Source organism: Actinophytocola sp. (genome assembly GCF_036402745.1).
In the GTDB taxonomy this organism is placed as follows: Bacteria; Actinomycetota; Actinomycetes; order Mycobacteriales; family Pseudonocardiaceae; genus Actinophytocola.
The window spans coordinates 1-18107 of sequence record NZ_DASWSJ010000391.1 but is presented as its reverse complement, the minus strand read 5'-3'; the positions used below and the strand labels follow the sequence as shown (position 1 = coordinate 18107).

The window sequence follows — 18107 nt, the reverse complement described above, 5'->3', positions numbered from 1 at the left end:
GGCGGCTTCTGGATCGTGTCGCGCTACTTCGGCATCTCGGTGAAGGACACGCTGCGCTCGTGGACCGTCCTGGAGACGATCCTGTCGGTGGTCGGCTTCGCGATAGCCGCGATCCTGATGGCCATCATCCAGTGACGAGCCAGCGGCTCACCGCCGTGTCAGCCCTTCACCGCGCCTGCCATGCCGGTCACGAGGTGGCGTTGCACGAGTAGGAAGAAGACCAGCACCGGCACGGTCATCAGCGTCGCGCCCGCCATGATCGCGCCCCAGTCCTGTTCCTCCGGCTTGAAGAACACCAGCAGGCCCAGCGGCAGGGTGCGGTTCGCCGTTCCCGAGATCAGGAACGTCTTCGCGAACAGGAAGTCGTTCCACGCGTGGATGAACGACACCACGCTCGCCGCGACCAGGCCCGGGGCCACGAGCGGGAACAGCACCTGCCAGGTGAACCGGAACCGCGACGCGCCGTCGAGGGCGGCCGCCTCCTCCAACTCCACCGGCACCGCGGCGACGAAGCCGCGCAGCATCCAGATGGCGAACGGCAGGCTGAACGCCAGGTGCACCAGCACGAGCGAGCCGAGCTGGTTGAGGCCCACCACCGGCACGACCTCGCCGACCGAGCGCATCAGGAAGAACAACGGAATGGTCAGCGCCTCCACCGGAACCAGCTGCGCCACCAGCAGCATCACCAGCAGCACCGTCCTGCCGCGGAACCGGAACCGGGTCAGCGCCACCGCGGACAGGAACGACACGAACAGCGACAGCGCCACCACGAGCACCGCGACGACGAGGCTGTTGACGAAGTACAGCCCGAAGCTCCGCACCTCGAGCACCCGGCGGAAACTGTCCACTGTGGGCGCGAGCGTCCACGGGGCGGCCGAGCTGAGCTCCCCGGCCGGCTTGAGCGCCGAGAGCACCATCCAGTACAAGGGGAACGCGACCACGGCGGCGAGCACGACACACGTGATGTCCGCGAGCCGGGAGCGCCTCATCGCCGCGCCCGCACGTACAGCCCGGTGACGAGCAACAACAACACGGTCATCACCACGCCGATCGCCGCACCCAGGCCGTACTGCTCGCCGGCGAACGCCTTCTGGTAGGCGAACACGTTCAGCACCAGGTTCTGCCCGGCCACCCCACCCCCGTTGGTCATCACGTAGATCTGGGTGAACACCTTGAAGTCCCAGATGATCGACTGGATCGTGGCGATCGCCAGCAGCGGCCGCAGGATCGGCAGGAGCACCGACGTCGCCGTGCGCCGGGCCGACGCGCCGTCCAGCGCGGCCGCCTCGATCACCTCCACGGGTATGGCCCGGATGCCGGCGTACATCGTCACCATGACGAACGGGAACGAGCACCACACGATCTCGCCGGCGACGAGCCCGAACGCGGAGAACCGCTCGAAGGTCCAGGAATGGCCCCGCGCGTCGAGGCCGAGGCCGGCCAGCACTTCGTTCACGAGCCCGAAGTCCTGGTCGAACAGGAACAACCACACGTACGAGCCGGCCATCGTCGGCGTGGCCCACGCGCCGAGTGCGGCCAGGAACAGCAGCATCCGCGGCACCGAGCCCGCGCGGCTCGCCAGCACCGCGAGCGCCGTGCCCACGAGCAGGCTGCCGACCACGCAGACCGCGGCGAACACCACGGTCGCCACGAGGACGTCCCAGAACTGCGGGTCGCCGAGCAGCGCGACGTAGTTGTCCGCGCCGAGGAACACCAGCGGCGCGGCGCCGCTGGCCTGCGGCTGGCCGTAGTCGTAGAGGGAGATGACGACGAGCTGGTAGATCGGGTAGCCCAGCAGCCCGGCGAGGATCACCGCGGCCGGCACCAGGTAGAGCGCCGCGGCCCGGCCGTCACCACGCCGGGTGGGCCCGGGCCCCTGCCGCACCGGCCGGGTGCGGTCGGCCGGCGCGGCAGAGGTGATCGGGGGCGCTACCACAGCCACTACGCGCTGAAGGCGGCGTTCATCTCGGCCGCCGCGGCCGCGGTGGCGGCCTCGACGTCCAGCCGGCCGGTGGCCACCTGCTGAACCGCGGTGGGCAGCACGGCCTGTGCGTCGATCGTGGTCCACGCCGGGGTCGCCGGCACGAACCTCGTCCCCGCCTGCGCCGTCTCGATGAACGGCGCGAGGAACGGGTCGTCGGTGGCGATCTCGTCCTGCACGTCGGCGAACGTCGGCATCGTGCCCATCGCCGCGTACATCTTGCGCTGGTAGTCCTTGCCGCCCAGCAGCGTCACGAACTCCAGCGCGAGCGCGCGGCGCGGGCTCGAGCCGAGCACGCCGAGCAGGTTGCCACCGGCGAAGGCGGGCGCGATCTTGCCGGACTCGGTGCCGGGCAACGGGATCACCGCGTACTTGCCCTTGACCGCGCCGGCGTCGACCGCCGCCCGGTTGAAGTCGCCGCCGATCGTCATCGCCGCCTTGCCGCCGGCGAACGCGGCCACCGACTGGCTGCCGGTCAGCTGCGCGCACTGGGCGGGCGGGCAGATGTCGTCGGCGATCAGCTCCGCGTACTGGCGCAGGCCGTCCCGCGCCTCGGCGCTGTCGATCGTGGCCGACCACGCGGTGCCGTCCTGCTTCGCGATGTCCCCGCCGTTGGCCCAGATGTAGGGCAGGAGCGCGAAGAGGTACTTGCCGCCGACGGCGATCCCGTACAGGTCCGGCCGCGCGGCGCGGACCGCGCGGGCGGTGGTGGCCAGCTCGGCCAGCGTCGTCGGCGGCGTCAGCCCCAGCTGGGTGAAGACGTCGGTGCGGTAGTAGAGCGCGCGGGTGCCGGTGAACCACGGGACGCCGTAGGCCTTGCCGTCGACCTTGGCGGTGTCGAGCACCTCGGGCACGAGGTCCGCGCTGTCCTTCCACCGTTCGAGGTCCGCGGTGAGGTCGGCGAACCCGTTGGACGCGGTGTAGCCGGCGAGGTCGGTGTTGCCGAACTCGGCGACGTCGGGCGCGCTGGCCTTGTCGTTGAACGCGCCGTTGAAACGGGTCGCGCGGCCGTCGACCGGGAGGTACTCGACGTCGACCGTGACGCCGTCGTGGGCCTTCTCGAACTCCCGGGTGGCCTCGTCGACCACGGCTTCCTTGGGGCCGTTGCTGGCCTCCTGGAAGAGCCAGACCTTGAGCTGGCCGGTCCGCTCGCCCTGACCGTCCTGCGCGGTGTTCGACGCCTGGGGCGGCGCGCAGGCGATGAGGGTGGCACCCAGGGCGGCGGCGGCGAGCGCGCGTCGAAACCTCATCGGACCCCCGTTGCCTGAGCCGCTCCTGGCATTCGGATGCTAGGGCTCGGGCCGACCACCGCACAAGGTCTAAACCAATTCTGTCGTGAACGGGACAAGCACCGGTACCGATCCGCCCGGACTGCTCGTATCCTTCGAACCGGAGGAGCCGGACGGGGGCGAGCATGGCAGGGGTGACGAGCTTGGCGGGTCTGCTGCCCCGTCCCGTCCACGTCCGCCCAGCTCCCGGCACCTACCGGTTCGTCACGCCGGGCATCCCGGCCCAGGTGTCCAGCGTGGTCCGCTTCGACCCGGCCGTGCTGCCGCCGGAGGGCTACCGGATCACGATCACGCCGCACGGGGTCACGACGGTCGCCGCGGACCGGGCCGGCGCGTACTACGCCGAGGTGACGCTGCGCCAGCTGCTGGGCCCGGACGCCTTCCGCGCCGCCGACATCCACAGTGGACCGTGGGTGCTGCCGTGCGGCGAGATCGAGGACCATCCCCGGTTCTCCTGGCGCGGCTGCCTGCTGGACGTGGCGCGCCACTTCATGCCGAAGGCCGGCGTGTTCCGGTTCATCGACCTGATGGCCGTGCACCGGCTGAACGTGCTGCACCTGCACCTCACCGACGACCAGGGCTGGCGGATCGAGGTGCCCGAGTACCCGCTGCTGACCGAGGTCGGCTCGTGGCGCGAGGGCTCGTGGGTCGGCCGCCCGCCGGACGGGACGGCCGACCACGACGGCCGGCCGCACGGGGGTTTCTACCCGACCGAGGACCTGCGGGAGATCGTGGCGTACGCGGCCGCGCGGCACGTGACCGTGGTGCCCGAGGTGGACATCCCCGGGCACAGCCAGGCGGCGATCGCCGCGTATCCCGAGCTGGGTGTCACGGGGGCGCCGCTGCGGGTGCTGACCCGGTGGGGCATCAGCGACAACGTGCTGAACGTGTCGGAGGAGACGGTCGAGTTCTACCGGCGGGTGTTCACCCACGTGGCGTCGCTGTTCCCGTCCCCGGTGATCTGCCTCGGCGGCGACGAGGTGCCGACGACCCAGTGGGCGCGCAGCCCACTGGCGCGGCAGCGGATGGCCGAGCTGGGCCTGTCCTCGCCGGCGCACCTGCACGGGTGGTTCGTCTCGCGGCTGGCCGCGCACCTGTCCTCGCTCGGGCGCCGGGCACTGGGCTGGGACGAGATCCTCGACGGCGGCTCGGTGCCCCGGTCGACGATCGTGGCGTCGTGGCGCGGTGAGGACGCCGGCATCCGCGCGGCCGCGGCCGGCCACGACGTGGTGATGTGCCCGGAGCAGGAGACCTACCTCGACCACCGCCAGTCCGACCATCCGGACGAGCCGATCCCGGTGGGCTTCCGCCGCACGCTCGCCGACGTCCACGCCTACGAGCCGATCCCGGCGTCGATGCCCGCCGCGGCGGCGGCGCGGGTGCTGGGCGCGCAGGCCCAGGTGTGGACCGAGCACCTCGACAGCCCCCGGCGGGTGGACTACGCGGCGTTCCCGAGGCTGGCGGCGTTCGCGGAGGTGGTGTGGTCCCGCGGCGAGGGCCGCTCGCTGGCCGAGTTCGAGCGCCGGCTGGCCGAGCACCACCTGCCGCGGCTGGACGCGCTGGGCGTGGAGTACCGGCCCCTGGACGGTCCCCGCCCGTGGCAGACGAGACCGGGCGTGCCGGGCCGGATCAGGGAACCGAGCTGACGCCTCCGGAGACGGCGGTGCCGCCGGGACCAGGGCGCTCAGGCCCTGGCCACGGCGGCACCGGAGGTCCTACTCGTAGGTCTCGCCCTTCGCCGCCTTCTCGACCAGCGACGCCGGCGGCAGGAAGTGGTCGCCGTACCGCTCGGCCAGCTCGCGTGCCCGCGCGACGAAACCGGGAAGGCCACCGGCGTAGCCGTTGATGTACTGGATCACGCCACCGGTCCACGGCGGGAAGCCGATGCCCATGATGGACCCGATGTTCGCGTCCGGCACCGACCGCAGCACACCCTCGTCGAAGCACTTGACCGTCTCGAGGGCCTCCGCGAAGAGCATCCGCTCCTTCATGTCCTCGAACGGGATCTCGTGGCCCTCCTTGGTGAAGTGCTCGAGCAGCCCCGGCCACAGGCCGACCCGCTTGCCGTCCTCATAGGAGTAGAAGCCCGCGCCGGAGGAGCGGCCCTTGCGGCCGAACTCGTCGACCATCCGGTCGATCAGCGGCTCCGACGCGTGGTCGACCCACGTGCCACCGGCCGCCAGCACACCGGCCTTGGTCTCCTTGCGGATCTTCTGCGGCAGCGTCAGCGTCAGCTCGTCCATCAGCTGCAGCGGCGGCGCCGGGTACCCGGCCTGCGAGCCCGCCTGCTCCACCGACGCCGGGTGCACGCCCTCGGCGACCATCGCGATCGCCTCGTTGATGAACGTGCCGATCACCCGGCTGGTGAAGAAGCCGCGCGAGTCGTTGACGACGATCGGCGTCTTCTTGATCTGCTGCGCCACGTCGAAGGCCTTCGCGAGCGTCGCGTCGCTCGTGCGCTCGCCGACGATGATCTCCAGCAGCGGCATCTTGTCCACCGGCGAGAAGAAGTGCATGCCGATGAAGTCCTCCTGCCGCTTCACCCCTTCGGCGAGGCTCGTGATCGGCAGCGTGGAGGTGTTGGACCCGAGCACGGCGTCCGGGTCGACGATGTGCTCGATCTCGCCGAACACCTTGTGCTTGAGCTCGGGGCTCTCGAACACGGCCTCGATCACCAGGTCGCAGCCGGCCAGGTCCTCGGGCTTGTCGGTCGGGTGGATCCGCGCGAGCGTCTCGTCGGCCTGCTCCCGGGTGGACTTCCCCCGCGACACGGCCTTCTCGAACAGCGTGACCGAGTAGTCCTTGCCCTTCTGGGCCGCCTCGGCCGACACGTCCTTGAGCACGACCTCCATGCCGCCGCGGGCGCACACGTAGGCGATGCCGGCGCCCATCATGCCGGCGCCGAGCACGCCGACCTTCCGCGCGGTGAACTTCTCGTAGCCGTCGGGCCGCGAGCCGCCGGAGTTGATGTGCTGCAGGTCGAAGAAGAACGCCTTGATCATGTTCTTCGCGACCTGCCCGCTGAGCAGCTCGACGAGGTACCGGGACTCGATGACGAGCGCGGTGTCGATGTCGACCTGCGCGCCCTCGATGGCCGCGGCCAGGATCGCCCGCGGCGCCGGCATGTTCGTGCCCTTGAGCTGCTTGCGCAGGTTGGCGGGGAACGCCGGCAGGTTGGCCGCGAACGCCGGGTGCGACGGGCTGCCGCCGGGGATCTTGAAGCCCTTGGTGTCCCACGGCTGCGCCGCGTCCGGGTTGGCCTTGATCCACTCCTTGGCCTTGGGCAGGAGCTCGTCCACGGTGGGCACGACCTCGTGCAGCAGGCCGAGCTCCAGCGCGGCCGTGACCTTGTGCCGCTGGCCCTGCAGCAGCACGGACAGGAGCGCGGTCTGGATGCCCAGCAGCCGCACGGTGCGGGTGACCCCGCCACCGCCGGGCAGCAGGCCCAGGCTCACCTCGGGCAGGCCGATCTGCGAGCCCTTGGCGTCCGCGGCGATCCGGTGGTGGCAGGCCAGCGCGATCTCCAGGCCACCGCCGAGCGCGGCGCCGTTGATGGCCGCGACCACGGGCCTGCCGAGGAGCTCGAGGCGGCGCAGCTGCGCCTTGATACCGGTGATGAACTCGAAGCCGTCCTTGGCGTCCTCGGGCTTCGCCTGGATCATGTCCTTGAGGTCGCCGCCGGCGAAGAACGTCTTCTTGGCCGACGTGATCACCACGCCGGTGATGTCGTCCTTCTCCGCCTCGAGCCGGTCGACGGCGGCGGCCATCGACGCGGCGTAGGCGCGATTCATCGTGTTCGCCGACTGGTTCGGGTCGTCCATCGTGAGGACGACGACGCCGTCCGCGTCCTTCTCCCAGCGGATGGTGTTCTGCTCGGTCATTGAGTGTCGTTCCTTGTCGCTCGGGAGTCTCAGACGCGCTCGATGAGGGTGGCGACACCCATGCCGCCGCCGATGCAGAGGGTCACGAGCGCCCGCCGGGCGTCGCGGCGCTCCAGCTCGTCGACCATGGTGCCGAGGATCATCGCGCCGGTGGCGCCCAGCGGGTGGCCCATCGCGATGGCGCCGCCGTTGACGTTCAGCTTTTCGCTCGGGATGTTCAGCTTCTTCTGGTAGTTGAGCACCACCGAGGCGAACGCCTCGTTCAGCTCGAACAGGTCGATGTCCTCGACGGTGAGACCGGTCCGGTCGAGCAGCTTCTGGGTGGCCGGGACCGGGCCGGTGAGCATGATCGTCGAGTCCGCGCCGGAGGTGGCGGTGGCCGCGATCCGCGCCCGCGGGGTGAGGCCCATCGCGGTGCCTGCCTCCTCGCTCGCGATCAGCACCAGCGCGGCGCCGTCGACGATGCCCGAGGAGTTGCCCGGCGAGTGCACGTGGTTGATCTTCTCGACGTGGTGGTACTTCTGCAGCGCCACCGCGTCGAAGCCACCCAGGTCGCCGATCGCGGCGAACGACGCCGGGAGCTTGCCCAGCGACTCGACGGTCGACTCGGGGCGCATGTGCTCGTCGTGGTCCAGCACGGTGATGCCGTTCTGGTCGACGACCGGGACGATCGAGTTGGCGAAGTAGCCGCCCGCCCACGCCTTGGCCGCGCGCTGCTGGGACTCGACGGCGTACCCGTCGACGTCCTCGCGCGAGAAGCCCTCGATGGTGGCGATGAGGTCCGCACCCACACCCTGCGGCACGAAGTACGTGTCGTAGGCGGTGGCCGGGTCCATCGCCCAGGCGCCGCCGTCGGAGCCCATGGAGACCCGGGACATCGACTCGACGCCGCCGCCGATGACGACCTCGTCCCAGCCCGCGCGCACCTTCTGCGCGGCGATGTTGACGGCCTCGAGGCCCGAGGCGCAGAAGCGGTTGAGCTGCACGCCCCCGACGGTGTCGGGCAGCCCAGCCGCGATGGCCGCGGTCTTGGCGATGTCGCTGCCCTGGTCGCCGATGGGCGTCACCACGCCGAGCAGCAGGTCGGAGACCCGGTCGGCGTCCAGGGTGGGGTTGCGCTTGCGCAGCTCGTCGATGAGTCCCACGACGAGCGAGATCGGCTTGGTTCCGTGCAGTGACCCGGTCTTCTTGCCCCGACCGCGCGGGGTCCGGATCGCGTCATAGACGAATGCTTCGGTAGGCACGTCAGGGTCCTCTCGGGAGCTAATCCTCATTAACATCGTGGCACCGGATCCGTGGTTGTCAACGTCCGGCACCCGAAATGGTGGTGTACCCCACGCCACACTCGAGCCCGCCGCGACGACACGTACCTTCGACCGCGGCGTCCGCGAATCACGATTCACATATCGGGCGGAATTGGCCGATTGCCAACAGTAGGCGGCTGGTCTACGTTCGCTGAAGAGGCCGCACGCCGGGAGGACCACGTTGCCCCAGACTGAACGCGCGCCGGCCCGGCGGCCGCGCAACCGGAAGGCCCAGCTGGCCGACTCGGCGGCAGAGCTGTTCCGCAAGCACGGCTACCACCAGGTCAGCGTCAACGACATCGCCGCGGCCGCCGGTGTCACCGGCCCCGCCGTGTACCGGCACTTCCGCGGCAAGCAGGACATCCTCGCCCACGTGCTGCTGTCCGGCATGGACGTGTTCGGCCTGGTCACCGAGGAGGCGCTGGCCGAGCCGGGGACGGCGGAGGAGCAGCTGGACACGCTGCTGCGGGCGGTGGCCGCGCTGGCCGTCGACCGGCGCGAGGTCACCGCGATCTGGCGCTGGGAGGGCCGCCACCTCGACCGCGCCGACCAGGCCAAGATCCGCCACCGCGGGACCGAGCTGATGGCCCAGTGGGGCATCGCGCTGCGCGACGCCCGCCCCGACCTGCCCAAGGCCGAGGCGGAGCTGCTGTGCTGGGCGGCGCTGTCGGTGTTCGGCAGCGTCTCGGTGCACCACGTGAGCCTGCCGCGCAAGCGGTTCGAGGCACGCCTGGCCGGGCTCGCCCGCGCGGTGCTGGACCGGGTCCCGCGCGAGGCCGCACCCGAGCCGGCCCGGCTGCCCTCGGCGCGGCCCGTGCCCGTGCTGGCGTCGGCGTCGCGGCGCGAGGAGCTGCTCACCGCGGCCACCCGGCTGTTCCGCGACCGCGGCTACCACGCGGTGAGCATGGAGGACATCGGCGCGGCGGCGGGCATCGCCGGGCCGAGCATCTACCGCTACTTCCCCGGCAAGTCGGCGATCCTCGTCGCCGCCGGGTACCAGATGGCCGAGCGGCTCGACCGCACCGCGGCCGCCGCGACCGGCGCGGCCACCGACCCGCACGACGCGCTCGCCCGGCTCGCCTCGTCCTATGTGGACACCGTGCTGCGGTCGGACAACCTCATGGCCACGTTCGCCGGCGAGCTCGGCAACCTGCCCGACCGCGACCGCAGGGAGCTGGTCCGCGTGCAGCGGGAGTACGTGGCCCAGTGGATCCGCCTGCTGCGCACCGTCGCACCCGAGCTGTCCGAACCGGACGCCCGGATCACCGTGCACGCCGCGCTGACCGTCGTCAACGACCTCGCCCGCACGCCGCGCATCGTCGCCCGACCGAGGATCGCCGCCGAGCTCGCCGAGCTGGCCGTCACCGTGCTGGAGCGCGCCTGATGGATCATGATCCACCAGACGCGCCCGGCCAGGAGGTAGGTGCCCCATGTCCACCGTGCTCCGCGCTCCCTACACCACCGACAAGAACGCACTCGACCAGTGGCTGCTCCACCGCGAGTGGCCGAGCCGCGACCTCGCCGCCCCGCCCGCCGGCAGCTCGCTGAAGCCGGTCCAGGGCGACCCCGGGCTGCCGGTGCTCGGGCACAGTCTGGAGATGCTGCGGCTGGGCGTGAACTACGCGATGCGGCGGTACGAGACGTACGGCCCGGTGTCGTGGGTGCGGGCGTTCGGCGTCCGCATGGTCTCGGCGACCGGGCCGGACGCGACGCAGGTCGTGCTGGCCAACAAGGACAAGGCGTACTCGCAGCAGGGGTGGGAGTACTTCCTCGGGCCGTTCTTCAACCGCGGGCTGATGCTGCTGGACTTCGAGGAACACCTCTACCACCGCAGGCTCATGCAGCTGGCGTTCACCGCGGACCGGCTCTCGGGGTACCTCAACCAGGTCGGCGAGGTCGTGCGCTCGCAAGTGGACAGTTGGGCCGCACGCGACGGGTTCCCCGTGTTCCCGGCGCTCAAGCAGCTGACGCTGGACGTGGCGACCAAGGTCTTCATGGCGTCGTCGATCGGCGGGGACAGCGAGCGGGTGACGCGGGCGTTCGTCGACACGGTCCGCGCCGGGACGGCGCTGGTGCGGCTGCCGGTCGGGCGGTGGGGTGCGGGGCTGCGCGGGCGGAAGGTCCTGGAGGACTACTTCCGGCGCAGCCTGCCGGCGAAGCGGGCCTCGGACTCCGACGACCTGTTCGCCGCCCTGTGCCACGCCCGCACCGACGACGGCGAGATGTTCACCGACGAGGACGTCGTGAACCACATGATCTTCCTGATGATGGCCGCGCACGACACGTCGACCATCGCGACCTCGGCCGTCACGTACTACCTGGGCAAGAACCCCGACTGGCAGGCACGGGTGCGCGAGGAGTCGCTCGCCCTGGGCGACGGGCCGCTGACCGTCGAGGCGCTGTCCGCGCTGCCCGCGCTGGACCTGGTGCTGAAGGAGTCGCTGCGACTGGTGGCGCCGGTGCCGTGGATGGTCCGCAAGACCGTGAAGGACACCGACCTGCTGGGCCACCACCTGCCGGCGGGCGTGTTCGTGACGACGCTGGCGTGGGTCAACCACCTGCTGCCCGAGTATTGGACCGACCCGTACCGCTTCGACCCCGACCGCTTCTCCGCCGAGCGCCGCGAGGACAAGTCGCACCGCTTCGCGTACATGCCCTTCGGCGGCGGCGTGCACAAGTGCATCGGCATGCACTTCGGGACCTACGAGGTCAAGGCCCTGGTGCACGAGTTGGTCCGCCGCTTCGAGTGGTCGATCGACGAGGCCTACGAGGTCCGCTGGGACCCGACCGCGCTGCCGGTCCCGAAGGACGGCCTGCCGATCTCCCTGCGACGCCGCTGACCGAGTCACGCGCCGGGCCGCCGCTGGGGTCGGCCCGGGCGGCTGCGAGTCCAATTCGCAGGTGACTTGACAGCCGGGTAATAATCAATTGTTCGGCCATTCCGGAATGGCACGGAATTGACCGAATGCGATGATTATAACGGATGAGGGGCGCATTTGTCAAAGGCAGTGTTCTCGAAGACACAGTACGACGTCGAGCTGGCCGCGGAACGTGATCACATCGCGTTTCTCTACGGCCGGCTGGATGCCGAGCGGGCCGCGGCGGCCGGTGAGCTGCACGAGGTGCTGCGCGACCACACCGAGGACTCCACGGACGCGATGTGGCGCCGTGAGGTGGCCGCGAACACGTTGTCCGCCCGGGTGGGGCGGCTGCGGGTGGCCGACAGCGGGCTGTGCTTCGGCCGGCTCGACCAGACCGACGGGGACGTGCTGTACATCGGCCGAATCGGGTTGTTCGACGAGGACGACGATTACCAGCCGCTGCTCACCGATTGGCGCGCGCCGGTCGCGCGGCCATTTTACTGTGCCACCGCCGCCAATCCCGAAGGGGTCACCCGGCGACGCCATTTCCGCACGCGGGGACGCCGGGTACTCGATTTCCACGACGACGTTCTCGATCACGGTGTGGTCGACAGCGACGAGGTGCTGCTGGCCGCGCTCAACGCCCCGCGCGGGGACACCATGGGCGACATCGTGGCCACCATCCAGGCCGAGCAGGACGAGATCATCCGGCTCGGCCACACCGGCGTCGTCGTCATCGACGGCGGGCCGGGCACCGGCAAGACCGTGGTCGCGCTGCACCGGGTCGCCTACCTGCTCTACGCGCACCGCGAGCGGATGTCGCGCCGCGGCGTGCTGATCATCGGGCCGAACACCGGCTTCCTGCGCTACATCGGCGACGTGCTGCCGTCGCTGGGCGAGACCGACGCGGTGTTCGCGACGCCCGGGGAGCTGCACGTCGGCCTCGAGACCACCGCGACCGACCCGCCCGCGGCCCGCCGGGTCAAGGGTGACCTGCGGATGGTCGACGTGCTGGCCGCGGCGGTCGCCGACCGCCAGGAGCTGCCGGACACGCCCATCGAGATCGAGCTGGACGACGTGACCGTGTCGATCGACGCAGCCGTCGCCGACCGGGCTCGAGCCCGGGCCAGGGCCGCCGGCGTGCGGCACAACCAGGCGCGCCCGGTGTACCGCGACTCGCTCATCCTCGACCTGGCCGAGCAGGCGGTGGACCGCATCGGCGGCGACTGGCTCGACGCGCGGGAGGTGCCGGAGCTGGGCTCGGACCTGGTCGCCGACGTCCGGTCGGAGCTGTCCCGCAGCCGCGAGCTGTCGGTGGCGGTGAACCAGCTGTGGCCGCGCCTGACGCCGTACGGGCTGCTGGTCGAGCTGTACGGCTCGCGCGACCGGCTCGCCGCGGCATGCGACGGGACGCTGGCCGAGGAGGAGCGGGACGCGCTGTACCGCGAGGCAGGCTCGGACTGGACGGTCTCCGACGCGCCGCTGCTCGACGAGTCGGTGGAGCTGCTCGGCCCGCTCACCCGCGACGACGGGGCCGCCGAGCGGCTCCGCCGGGCCGAGCGGCGGTACGCCCGCGGCGTGCTCGACATCCTCGACACCGAGGAGGACCCGGACGGCGAGGTGCTGCGTGCGGTCGACCTCATCGACTCGGAGGGCCTGGCCGAGCGGCACGAGGAGCGCGACCACCGCTCGCTGGCCGAGCGCGCGTCGGCGGACCGCGAGTGGACCTACGGGCACGTGGTCGTCGACGAGGCGCAGGAACTGTCCGAGATGGACTGGCGGATCGTGATGCGCCGCTGCCCCAGCAGGTCCATGACGATCGTGGGCGACCTCGCACAGCGCGAGTCCCCGGCGGGCGCGCGCACGTGGGCGTCGATGCTGGAGGACTACGTGCCGTCCCGCTGGACCTACCGCCAGCTGACGATCAACTACCGCATGCCGGCGGAGATCATGGCGGTCGCGGCCCAGGTCCTGGCCGAGCTGGACCCGTCGCTGCAGCCGCCGAAGTCCGTGCGGGACAGCGGGATCCTCCCGTGGTCGCACCGGTGCGCGCCGGACCGTTTGTCGGCCGTGGTGGCCGAGGCGGCCCGCGCGGAGGCGGCTTCGGTGGCCGGCGGGACGCTGGCGGTGATCGCCCCGGAGGGCCTCGCGCTCGACGTCGACCTTCCGGTGGTGACCCCGCGAGCGGCCAAGGGCCTGGAGTACGACGCGGTGGTCATCGTGGAGCCGCAGGGAATCCTGGCCGCCGAGCCCTCCGGCGCGGCCGACCTGTACGTGGCCCTGACGCGAGCGACCCAGCGCCTGGCCGTGATCCACACCGCGGACCTGCCTGAGTCGCTGCGCTCACTGGAGCCCCGGCCGGTGTCCTGAGTCGTCGATTTCGTTGGCAGTGGGCGGCGAGTGATCCGAGGATCTCGTCGGCCGTGCGGGTCCGGACGATCATCCACGCTCCCGGACCATCTGCTGACCGACCCCAAGCACGCGCCTTGCGAGTTGAGTGTGTCGCCGCATCGAGGCGTGCATTCCTGTTGACGCTCGGTTGAAGGGCTACGGTTCTCTGATGACCTGGTTGACCGAGACCCGGAACTCGTACGACACCGTCGCGGCCAGCTACGCCGACGAGACCCGCGACCTGCTCGACAGGCTGATCCACGTTCGCGCGGGGGTCGTGCTGTTCGCCGACCTGGTCCGCGCGATCGACGGCGGGCCCGTCGCCGACGTGGGCTGCGGGCCGGGGCACACCACCGCCCTGCTGCGGGAGCTGGGCGCGGACGCGTTCGGCATCGACCTGTCACCCGCGATGATCGAGATCGCCCGCCGCGAGCACCCCGGTGCGCGGTTCGAGGTCGGTTCGATGACCGACCTGGACCTCGCCGACGACTCCCTCGCCGGCGTGCTCGCGTGGTGGTCGCTGATCCACATCCCGGACGAGGCGGTGCCGGGCGTGCTCGTACAGTTCCACCGGGTCCTGCGGCCGGGCGGGGTGCTGGCCGTGGGATTCCACGTCGGTGACGAGTCAAAAATCACGACGAGTGCGGATGGGCACCACCGCCAACCGTCCCGCGTGGCCGACTGGCTCCGCGAGGCGGGCTTCACCGTGGAGGCGCAGCACCTGCTGAATCCGGACGAGCCGAAGCCGGGCGCGATCCTGTTCGCCCGCCGGCCCGCAGCACCGCCTCGGTAACCTCCGCCAGTCCTCACGCTCCTGCCATGACACCCAGGCTGCGGCGCTACCGCACGATGTCACCAGCTCCACCCTCGTCGTCCCAGTACACCAGCCCCGCCGATCACGTGGCGGCGCTGATCTGTTGCCCGGACTACGCCTGCACGCCGCTGTCCTTGACCGAACGCAGGAAGAAGTGGAACGTGCGGGCCTCGACCACGAGCACGCCCGCGTCAGGCTTCTTGCTGTCCCGGACAGCTACCCACTCCTGGCCGTCAGTAGCCAGCTCCAGGCAGGAGCCGTTGGGTATCGATCTTGAGCTCTTACGCCACGTAACGCACAAGAAGCCATCACTGATCATTACTGAACCTTCAAGATCATTCTGTCGTGAGCTGGGCTTGGGCGCGTCGGATCATGTCGATTGACGCCTCGGCGTCCACCGTCATGCTCCACACCTGATCATAGATGCGCTGGAAGCGAGATGCCTCATCGTTGCTGTCCCCCAGCATGAAGAAGACTGCGTTCTCCGAGTAGACCGACTCCGGTTCGGCGACACCACCGGCTCCAGGAAAGGCCAGCACCCGCCGATCACGTGGCGGTGCTGTTCTGTTGCCCGGACTACGCCTGCACACCGCTGTCCTTGACCGAACGCAGGAAGAAGTGGAACGTGCGGGCCTCGACCACGAGCACGCCCGCGTCAGGCTTCTTGCTGTCCCGGACAGCTACCCACTCCTGGCCGTCAGTAGCCAGCTCGACGCAGGAGCCGTTTGCCTGCGTCTTACTGCTAGTACGCCAGTTGGCGCGGGAGAGGATGTCACTGATCATTAGTAACCCCTCCTCGGGATCATCACGTCGTGAGCTGGGATTGGGCTTGGCGCATCGTGTCGACAGATGCTTCGGCGCCCATCGACCTGCCCCACACCGCATCGTAGATGCGCTGGAAGCGGGTCACTTGGTCGCTGTCGTCCTGCAGGATGAAGCCGATGATGTTCTCGGTGTAGGCGACCTCCGGCTCGGCGGCATCGCCGGCACCTGGGAAGGCCAGCACGGTGAAGTCGCAGCCCACAGCCGCCTACACACCTCCTGATCGCGGGCACCAGGAGGCCAGATCTCGCTAGACGGCTACTCCTGCCCACCTGGCGAAGCCCGCGAGTGACTCCGTCCTCCGGCGGTCAGCCGAGGCAAGCGCGATGAGGGTTTCGTGGACCGACGGGTGGTGTCGGGTGTTGAACGGGGCCACGCGTCGCGCCGCGTTGAGCTCGTCGAGGCAGCGTTTGCGGTCGCCGTGCAGGAGCCAGGCGCGCGCTTGGTCCATGTGGTGATGGCCGAGGCGCTCTGGCCTGCTGGAGCTTCCGAGTTGGACCTCTGCTCCCCGGCGGACCGCTTCGGTTCCGTCGAGCGCTTCGACCGGCAGTGCGCACCAGTGCACGTCGATATTCAGCGTGGAGGCATCGATGCCGCGGTAGCTGGCCTGATCGTCCCGGCGCATGGCACGGGCTTCGGCTACGTACTCGTCGGCGCGGTCGAGGTTACCGGCGCGGGCTGAGAGGACGGCATTGCGGAGGTGTACCTGTGTCGCCACAGGGGACGGGTCGGTCAGATGCTCCTCCACTCGCTCGAGGACCCGGAGGCCACCGTTGTAGTCGCCCAGTCCCAGGTACCGCGATGACCGGTGGAAGGCGCTGATAGCGACTCGGAGCGGATCGCCGGTGGTAGGAGCCAGCTGGATGTGTCGTTCGGACGCGACTGCTGCGATGTCGGCTTGCCGGAAGCGGCCTGCGACGGTGGCCGTAAGCCTGTATGCGTCGTGCAGGGCGGCGCGGGCGCGCTCACCGGCGGCGCCTGTGCGGTCGGCGAGCACATAGAGGTGATGAAGCAACGGGGAGAGGGCATCGGCCGCGTCGGCGTACTTCGTGCTCGCCACTTGCCGGGCGATGGCGTCGAGTCGGCGGTCGATCGTGTCGAGGCTGAGGAGTGGGCCGTCCGGCCGCGGGGCATCCCACGCATCTACAGCGGCCCGGAGGTTCGCGAGCTGAACTGCGCTCGACTCTTCCGCCAGAATGCGGTCTTCGACGCCGTACAGGTAGGCCGGGTCCACGTCGAGGGTTCGTGCCACAGTTCCGACGAACGCGGCGCTCGGCGGTATACGGCCTTGCTCCACCTTCTTGACGGTGTCGAGCGAGTAGGAGCTGCGAACAGCAAGTGCGCCCTGCGTGAGACCGCGCAGCTTGCGCAGGTTCGCCACGCGTTCGCCAACCCTCGTGTTCTGCTTCTCCATGAGTCAAGACTGCCACGTCAACCGTTCGAGTGACGAGAGCAGGGCCTGGACCTGCGGATTCCCCCTTCCTTCCCCCTTCGGGCGCGCGGATCGCGCTTAGCTTCGGGAGGTAACAGGAGGTGAGGACGCAGATGCAGGGAGAGAGCCCCGAGACTGTTTCGGCACAGTGAACGGCGGCGAGCGGATCAGGAGCAAGACAGCGGCGTCGCGCACTTTTGTCCTGGAAGTCCGATGGCGGCGACTGTGCCGACGCCACGGCACCTCGCGACCGCCGCCTTCTATGCGTGGCGCGAAGCGTTCGACCCGGCCACCGGACGGTTGGCCGAGCAGCCAGCCGAGGTCCACCGGCTATGCGTACGGCACCGTGCACACGCTGCTCATCGAGGTGGGCACGGTGCTCCGCACGCGCGGACGACCGACGGAGCACCAATGAACCGGACACCGCCACCTGATGACGTCGCCCACCGAGACGGCCTGCTCATGGCCGAGGTGACCCAGGTCAACACCTTGCTCGGCCGCTACGTCCTGCGGTTCCTCGACGCCGACGCGGGGCGGGCGGCGGCGCTGAGCACCGAGGACGAACGGGCGCTGGCCGAGCGGGTGGCCGGGATGGCCGACGGCCTGCGGGCGCGGGCCGACCGGCGCGACCAGCACGGCGACCCGCCGCCTTTGATGGGCACGCACCTCGACCCCGAACCGTAACTCGCTCGCCGAACCTCAATTACCGCAAGGAGAAAGGCTGAAATGTCCCGAGGATCGTCAAGGCAAGAGGCGCGCACCAACTATCGGGCCCTCACGCCTCACACGCCCTACATCACCGCGTGGAGTACCGAGAAGGATCCGCCGCATCAACTGGTCGAACGCCGGGGCATCGGTGTCGGCTATCTGGATGAGACGTTGATCGACCGCGACGACAAGGGTGTCCTGTGGTACCGCACGCTGGCCCGGCCGCGGGAAGGGGAGCCGGATTTCGGTCGGGTGCATCCGCTGCGGCAGCGGCGAGCGATGCGCCGGCTGCTGTGCCAGGTCTGCGCCGGTCCGGCGGACCGGTCGGGCGAGGGTGTGTTGTGGCTGCTCAAGGACCATCGTGGGGACTGGCCCGGCTGGCCGGAGAACATGGCCGTGACCGAACCACCGGTCTGCCTCCCGTGTGTCCGGGTGGCGAGCCGGCTGTGCCCGGCACTGCGAAACGGCGCCGCCGCCATCCGTGTCCGGCGTGCTCCGGTCTCCGGTGTCCGGGGCACGCTCTACCGAAGCGGCGGCGGTCTGGTTCCGGTCGAAGCGGGAGAAGCGACCTTCCCCTATGACGACCCCGGGGTGCGTTGGGTGCGCGCGGCGAGCCTGGTTCGA

18 protein-coding genes are annotated in these 18107 nt (G+C 70.3%); 8 read left to right on the top strand and 10 right to left on the bottom strand.

Features of this window, described 5'->3' with window-relative positions; translation table 11 throughout:
- Window positions 1–135: hypothetical protein (locus VGD70_RS34730; RefSeq protein WP_331089020.1), on the top strand; the 135-nt coding region annotated here is incomplete at its 5' end.
- Window positions 136–158: 23 nt separating this feature from the next.
- Here the strand turns inward: VGD70_RS34730 and VGD70_RS34725 are convergent.
- From VGD70_RS34725 to VGD70_RS34715, 3 genes are read right to left on the bottom strand one after another with little or no spacing between them, the layout of a single operon-like run.
- Window positions 159–989, bottom strand: a complete 831-nt coding sequence (locus VGD70_RS34725; RefSeq protein ID WP_331089016.1) for a carbohydrate ABC transporter permease — start codon at window positions 987–989, stop codon at window positions 159–161.
- A complete protein-coding gene (locus tag VGD70_RS34720; RefSeq protein ID WP_331089018.1) occupies window positions 986–1885 on the bottom strand; it encodes a sugar ABC transporter permease in 900 nt (299 codons plus the stop codon). Before VGD70_RS34720 ends, VGD70_RS34725 begins: the two co-directional genes overlap by 4 nt.
- Window positions 1886–1941: 56 nt before the next feature.
- Window positions 1942–3231: an extracellular solute-binding protein gene (locus VGD70_RS34715; protein WP_331089014.1), complete on the bottom strand. Its 1290-nt coding sequence runs from the start codon at window positions 3229–3231 to the stop codon at window positions 1942–1944.
- A 173-nt stretch (window positions 3232–3404) separates the two neighbouring features.
- Here VGD70_RS34715 and VGD70_RS34710 point away from each other — a divergent pair, with 173 nt between their 5' ends.
- Window positions 3405–4916, top strand: a complete 1512-nt coding sequence (locus VGD70_RS34710) for a beta-N-acetylhexosaminidase (RefSeq protein WP_331089012.1) — start codon at window positions 3405–3407, stop codon at window positions 4914–4916.
- 69 nt (window positions 4917–4985) lie between these two features.
- Here the strand turns inward: VGD70_RS34710 and VGD70_RS34705 are convergent, their stop codons facing one another.
- Window positions 4986–7151, bottom strand: a complete 2166-nt coding sequence (locus VGD70_RS34705; protein WP_331089010.1) for a 3-hydroxyacyl-CoA dehydrogenase NAD-binding domain-containing protein — start codon at window positions 7149–7151, stop codon at window positions 4986–4988.
- A gap of 29 nt (window positions 7152–7180) precedes the next feature.
- Complete coding sequence (locus VGD70_RS34700) at window positions 7181–8395, bottom strand: acetyl-CoA C-acetyltransferase (RefSeq protein ID WP_331089008.1); 1215 nt, start codon at window positions 8393–8395, stop codon at window positions 7181–7183.
- Window positions 8396–8636: 241 nt separating this feature from the next.
- On the opposite strand from VGD70_RS34700, the gene VGD70_RS34695 reads away from it, so the two are divergent.
- The 4 genes from VGD70_RS34695 to VGD70_RS34680 all read left to right on the top strand — a co-directional run bounded on the left by VGD70_RS34695 (window position 8637) and on the right by VGD70_RS34680 (window position 14500).
- The gene (locus VGD70_RS34695; RefSeq protein ID WP_331089006.1) at window positions 8637–9839 is read left to right on the top strand and encodes a TetR/AcrR family transcriptional regulator; all 1203 of its coding nucleotides are present in this window, start codon (window positions 8637–8639) and stop codon (window positions 9837–9839) included.
- 46 nt (window positions 9840–9885) lie between these two features.
- Window positions 9886–11295 carry a cytochrome P450 gene (locus tag VGD70_RS34690; protein WP_331089004.1) on the top strand — a complete coding sequence of 470 codons (1410 nt, stop codon included), beginning with the start codon at window positions 9886–9888 and terminating at the stop codon, window positions 11293–11295.
- Window positions 11296–11451: 156 nt separating this feature from the next.
- A complete protein-coding gene (locus tag VGD70_RS34685; RefSeq protein WP_331089002.1) occupies window positions 11452–13686 on the top strand; it encodes an ATP-binding domain-containing protein in 2235 nt (744 codons plus the stop codon).
- A 190-nt stretch (window positions 13687–13876) separates the two neighbouring features.
- Window positions 13877–14500, top strand: a complete 624-nt coding sequence (locus tag VGD70_RS34680; RefSeq protein WP_331089000.1) for a class I SAM-dependent methyltransferase — start codon at window positions 13877–13879, stop codon at window positions 14498–14500.
- A gap of 133 nt (window positions 14501–14633) precedes the next feature.
- On the opposite strand, the gene VGD70_RS34675 is transcribed toward VGD70_RS34680, so the two are convergent.
- Genes VGD70_RS34675 through VGD70_RS34655 form a run of 5 tightly spaced genes read right to left on the bottom strand, consistent with a single transcriptional unit; the run spans window position 14634 to window position 16757 of the window.
- Window positions 14634–14840, bottom strand: coding sequence for a DUF397 domain-containing protein (locus tag VGD70_RS34675; RefSeq protein WP_331088998.1), 207 nt, complete (start codon window positions 14838–14840; stop codon window positions 14634–14636).
- Between the two features lie 16 nt (window positions 14841–14856).
- Window positions 14857–15060 carry a hypothetical protein gene (locus VGD70_RS34670; RefSeq protein WP_331088997.1) on the bottom strand — a complete coding sequence of 68 codons (204 nt, stop codon included), beginning with the start codon at window positions 15058–15060 and terminating at the stop codon, window positions 14857–14859.
- Between the two features lie 37 nt (window positions 15061–15097).
- A complete protein-coding gene (locus VGD70_RS34665; protein ID WP_331088995.1) occupies window positions 15098–15304 on the bottom strand; it encodes a DUF397 domain-containing protein in 207 nt (68 codons plus the stop codon).
- Window positions 15305–15326: 22 nt separating this feature from the next.
- Complete coding sequence (locus VGD70_RS34660; protein WP_331088993.1) at window positions 15327–15545, bottom strand: Scr1 family TA system antitoxin-like transcriptional regulator; 219 nt, start codon at window positions 15543–15545, stop codon at window positions 15327–15329.
- A gap of 48 nt (window positions 15546–15593) precedes the next feature.
- Window positions 15594–16757, bottom strand: coding sequence for a helix-turn-helix transcriptional regulator (locus VGD70_RS34655; protein WP_331088992.1), 1164 nt, complete (start codon window positions 16755–16757; stop codon window positions 15594–15596).
- Window positions 16758–17186: 429 nt separating this feature from the next.
- Here VGD70_RS34655 and VGD70_RS34650 point away from each other — a divergent pair, with 429 nt between their 5' ends.
- Entirely contained in the window at window positions 17187–17459 is a 273-nt protein-coding gene (locus VGD70_RS34650) for a hypothetical protein (RefSeq protein ID WP_331088990.1), read from the top strand.
- Window positions 17460–17501: 42 nt separating this feature from the next.
- A partial coding sequence (locus VGD70_RS34645) for a hypothetical protein (RefSeq protein WP_331088988.1) occupies window positions 17502–18107 on the top strand: 606 nt, incomplete at its 3' end.

Coding starts and splice junctions, on each gene's coding strand:
- VGD70_RS34680 (WP_331089000.1), top strand. CDS start 13,877: ATGACCTGGTTGACCGAGACCCGGAACTCGTACGACACCGTCGCGGCC.
- VGD70_RS34690 (WP_331089004.1), top strand. CDS start 9,886: ATGTCCACCGTGCTCCGCGCTCCCTACACCACCGACAAGAACGCACTC.
- VGD70_RS34650 (WP_331088990.1), top strand. CDS start 17,187: ATGAACCGGACACCGCCACCTGATGACGTCGCCCACCGAGACGGCCTG.
- VGD70_RS34665 (WP_331088995.1), bottom strand. CDS start 15,304: ATGATCAGTGACATCCTCTCCCGCGCCAACTGGCGTACTAGCAGTAAG.
- VGD70_RS34725 (WP_331089016.1), bottom strand. CDS start 989: ATGAGGCGCTCCCGGCTCGCGGACATCACGTGTGTCGTGCTCGCCGCC.
- VGD70_RS34655 (WP_331088992.1), bottom strand. CDS start 16,757: ATGGAGAAGCAGAACACGAGGGTTGGCGAACGCGTGGCGAACCTGCGC.
- VGD70_RS34715 (WP_331089014.1), bottom strand. CDS start 3,231: ATGAGGTTTCGACGCGCGCTCGCCGCCGCCGCCCTGGGTGCCACCCTC.
- VGD70_RS34675 (WP_331088998.1), bottom strand. CDS start 14,840: ATGATCAGTGATGGCTTCTTGTGCGTTACGTGGCGTAAGAGCTCAAGA.
- VGD70_RS34705 (WP_331089010.1), bottom strand. CDS start 7,151: ATGACCGAGCAGAACACCATCCGCTGGGAGAAGGACGCGGACGGCGTC.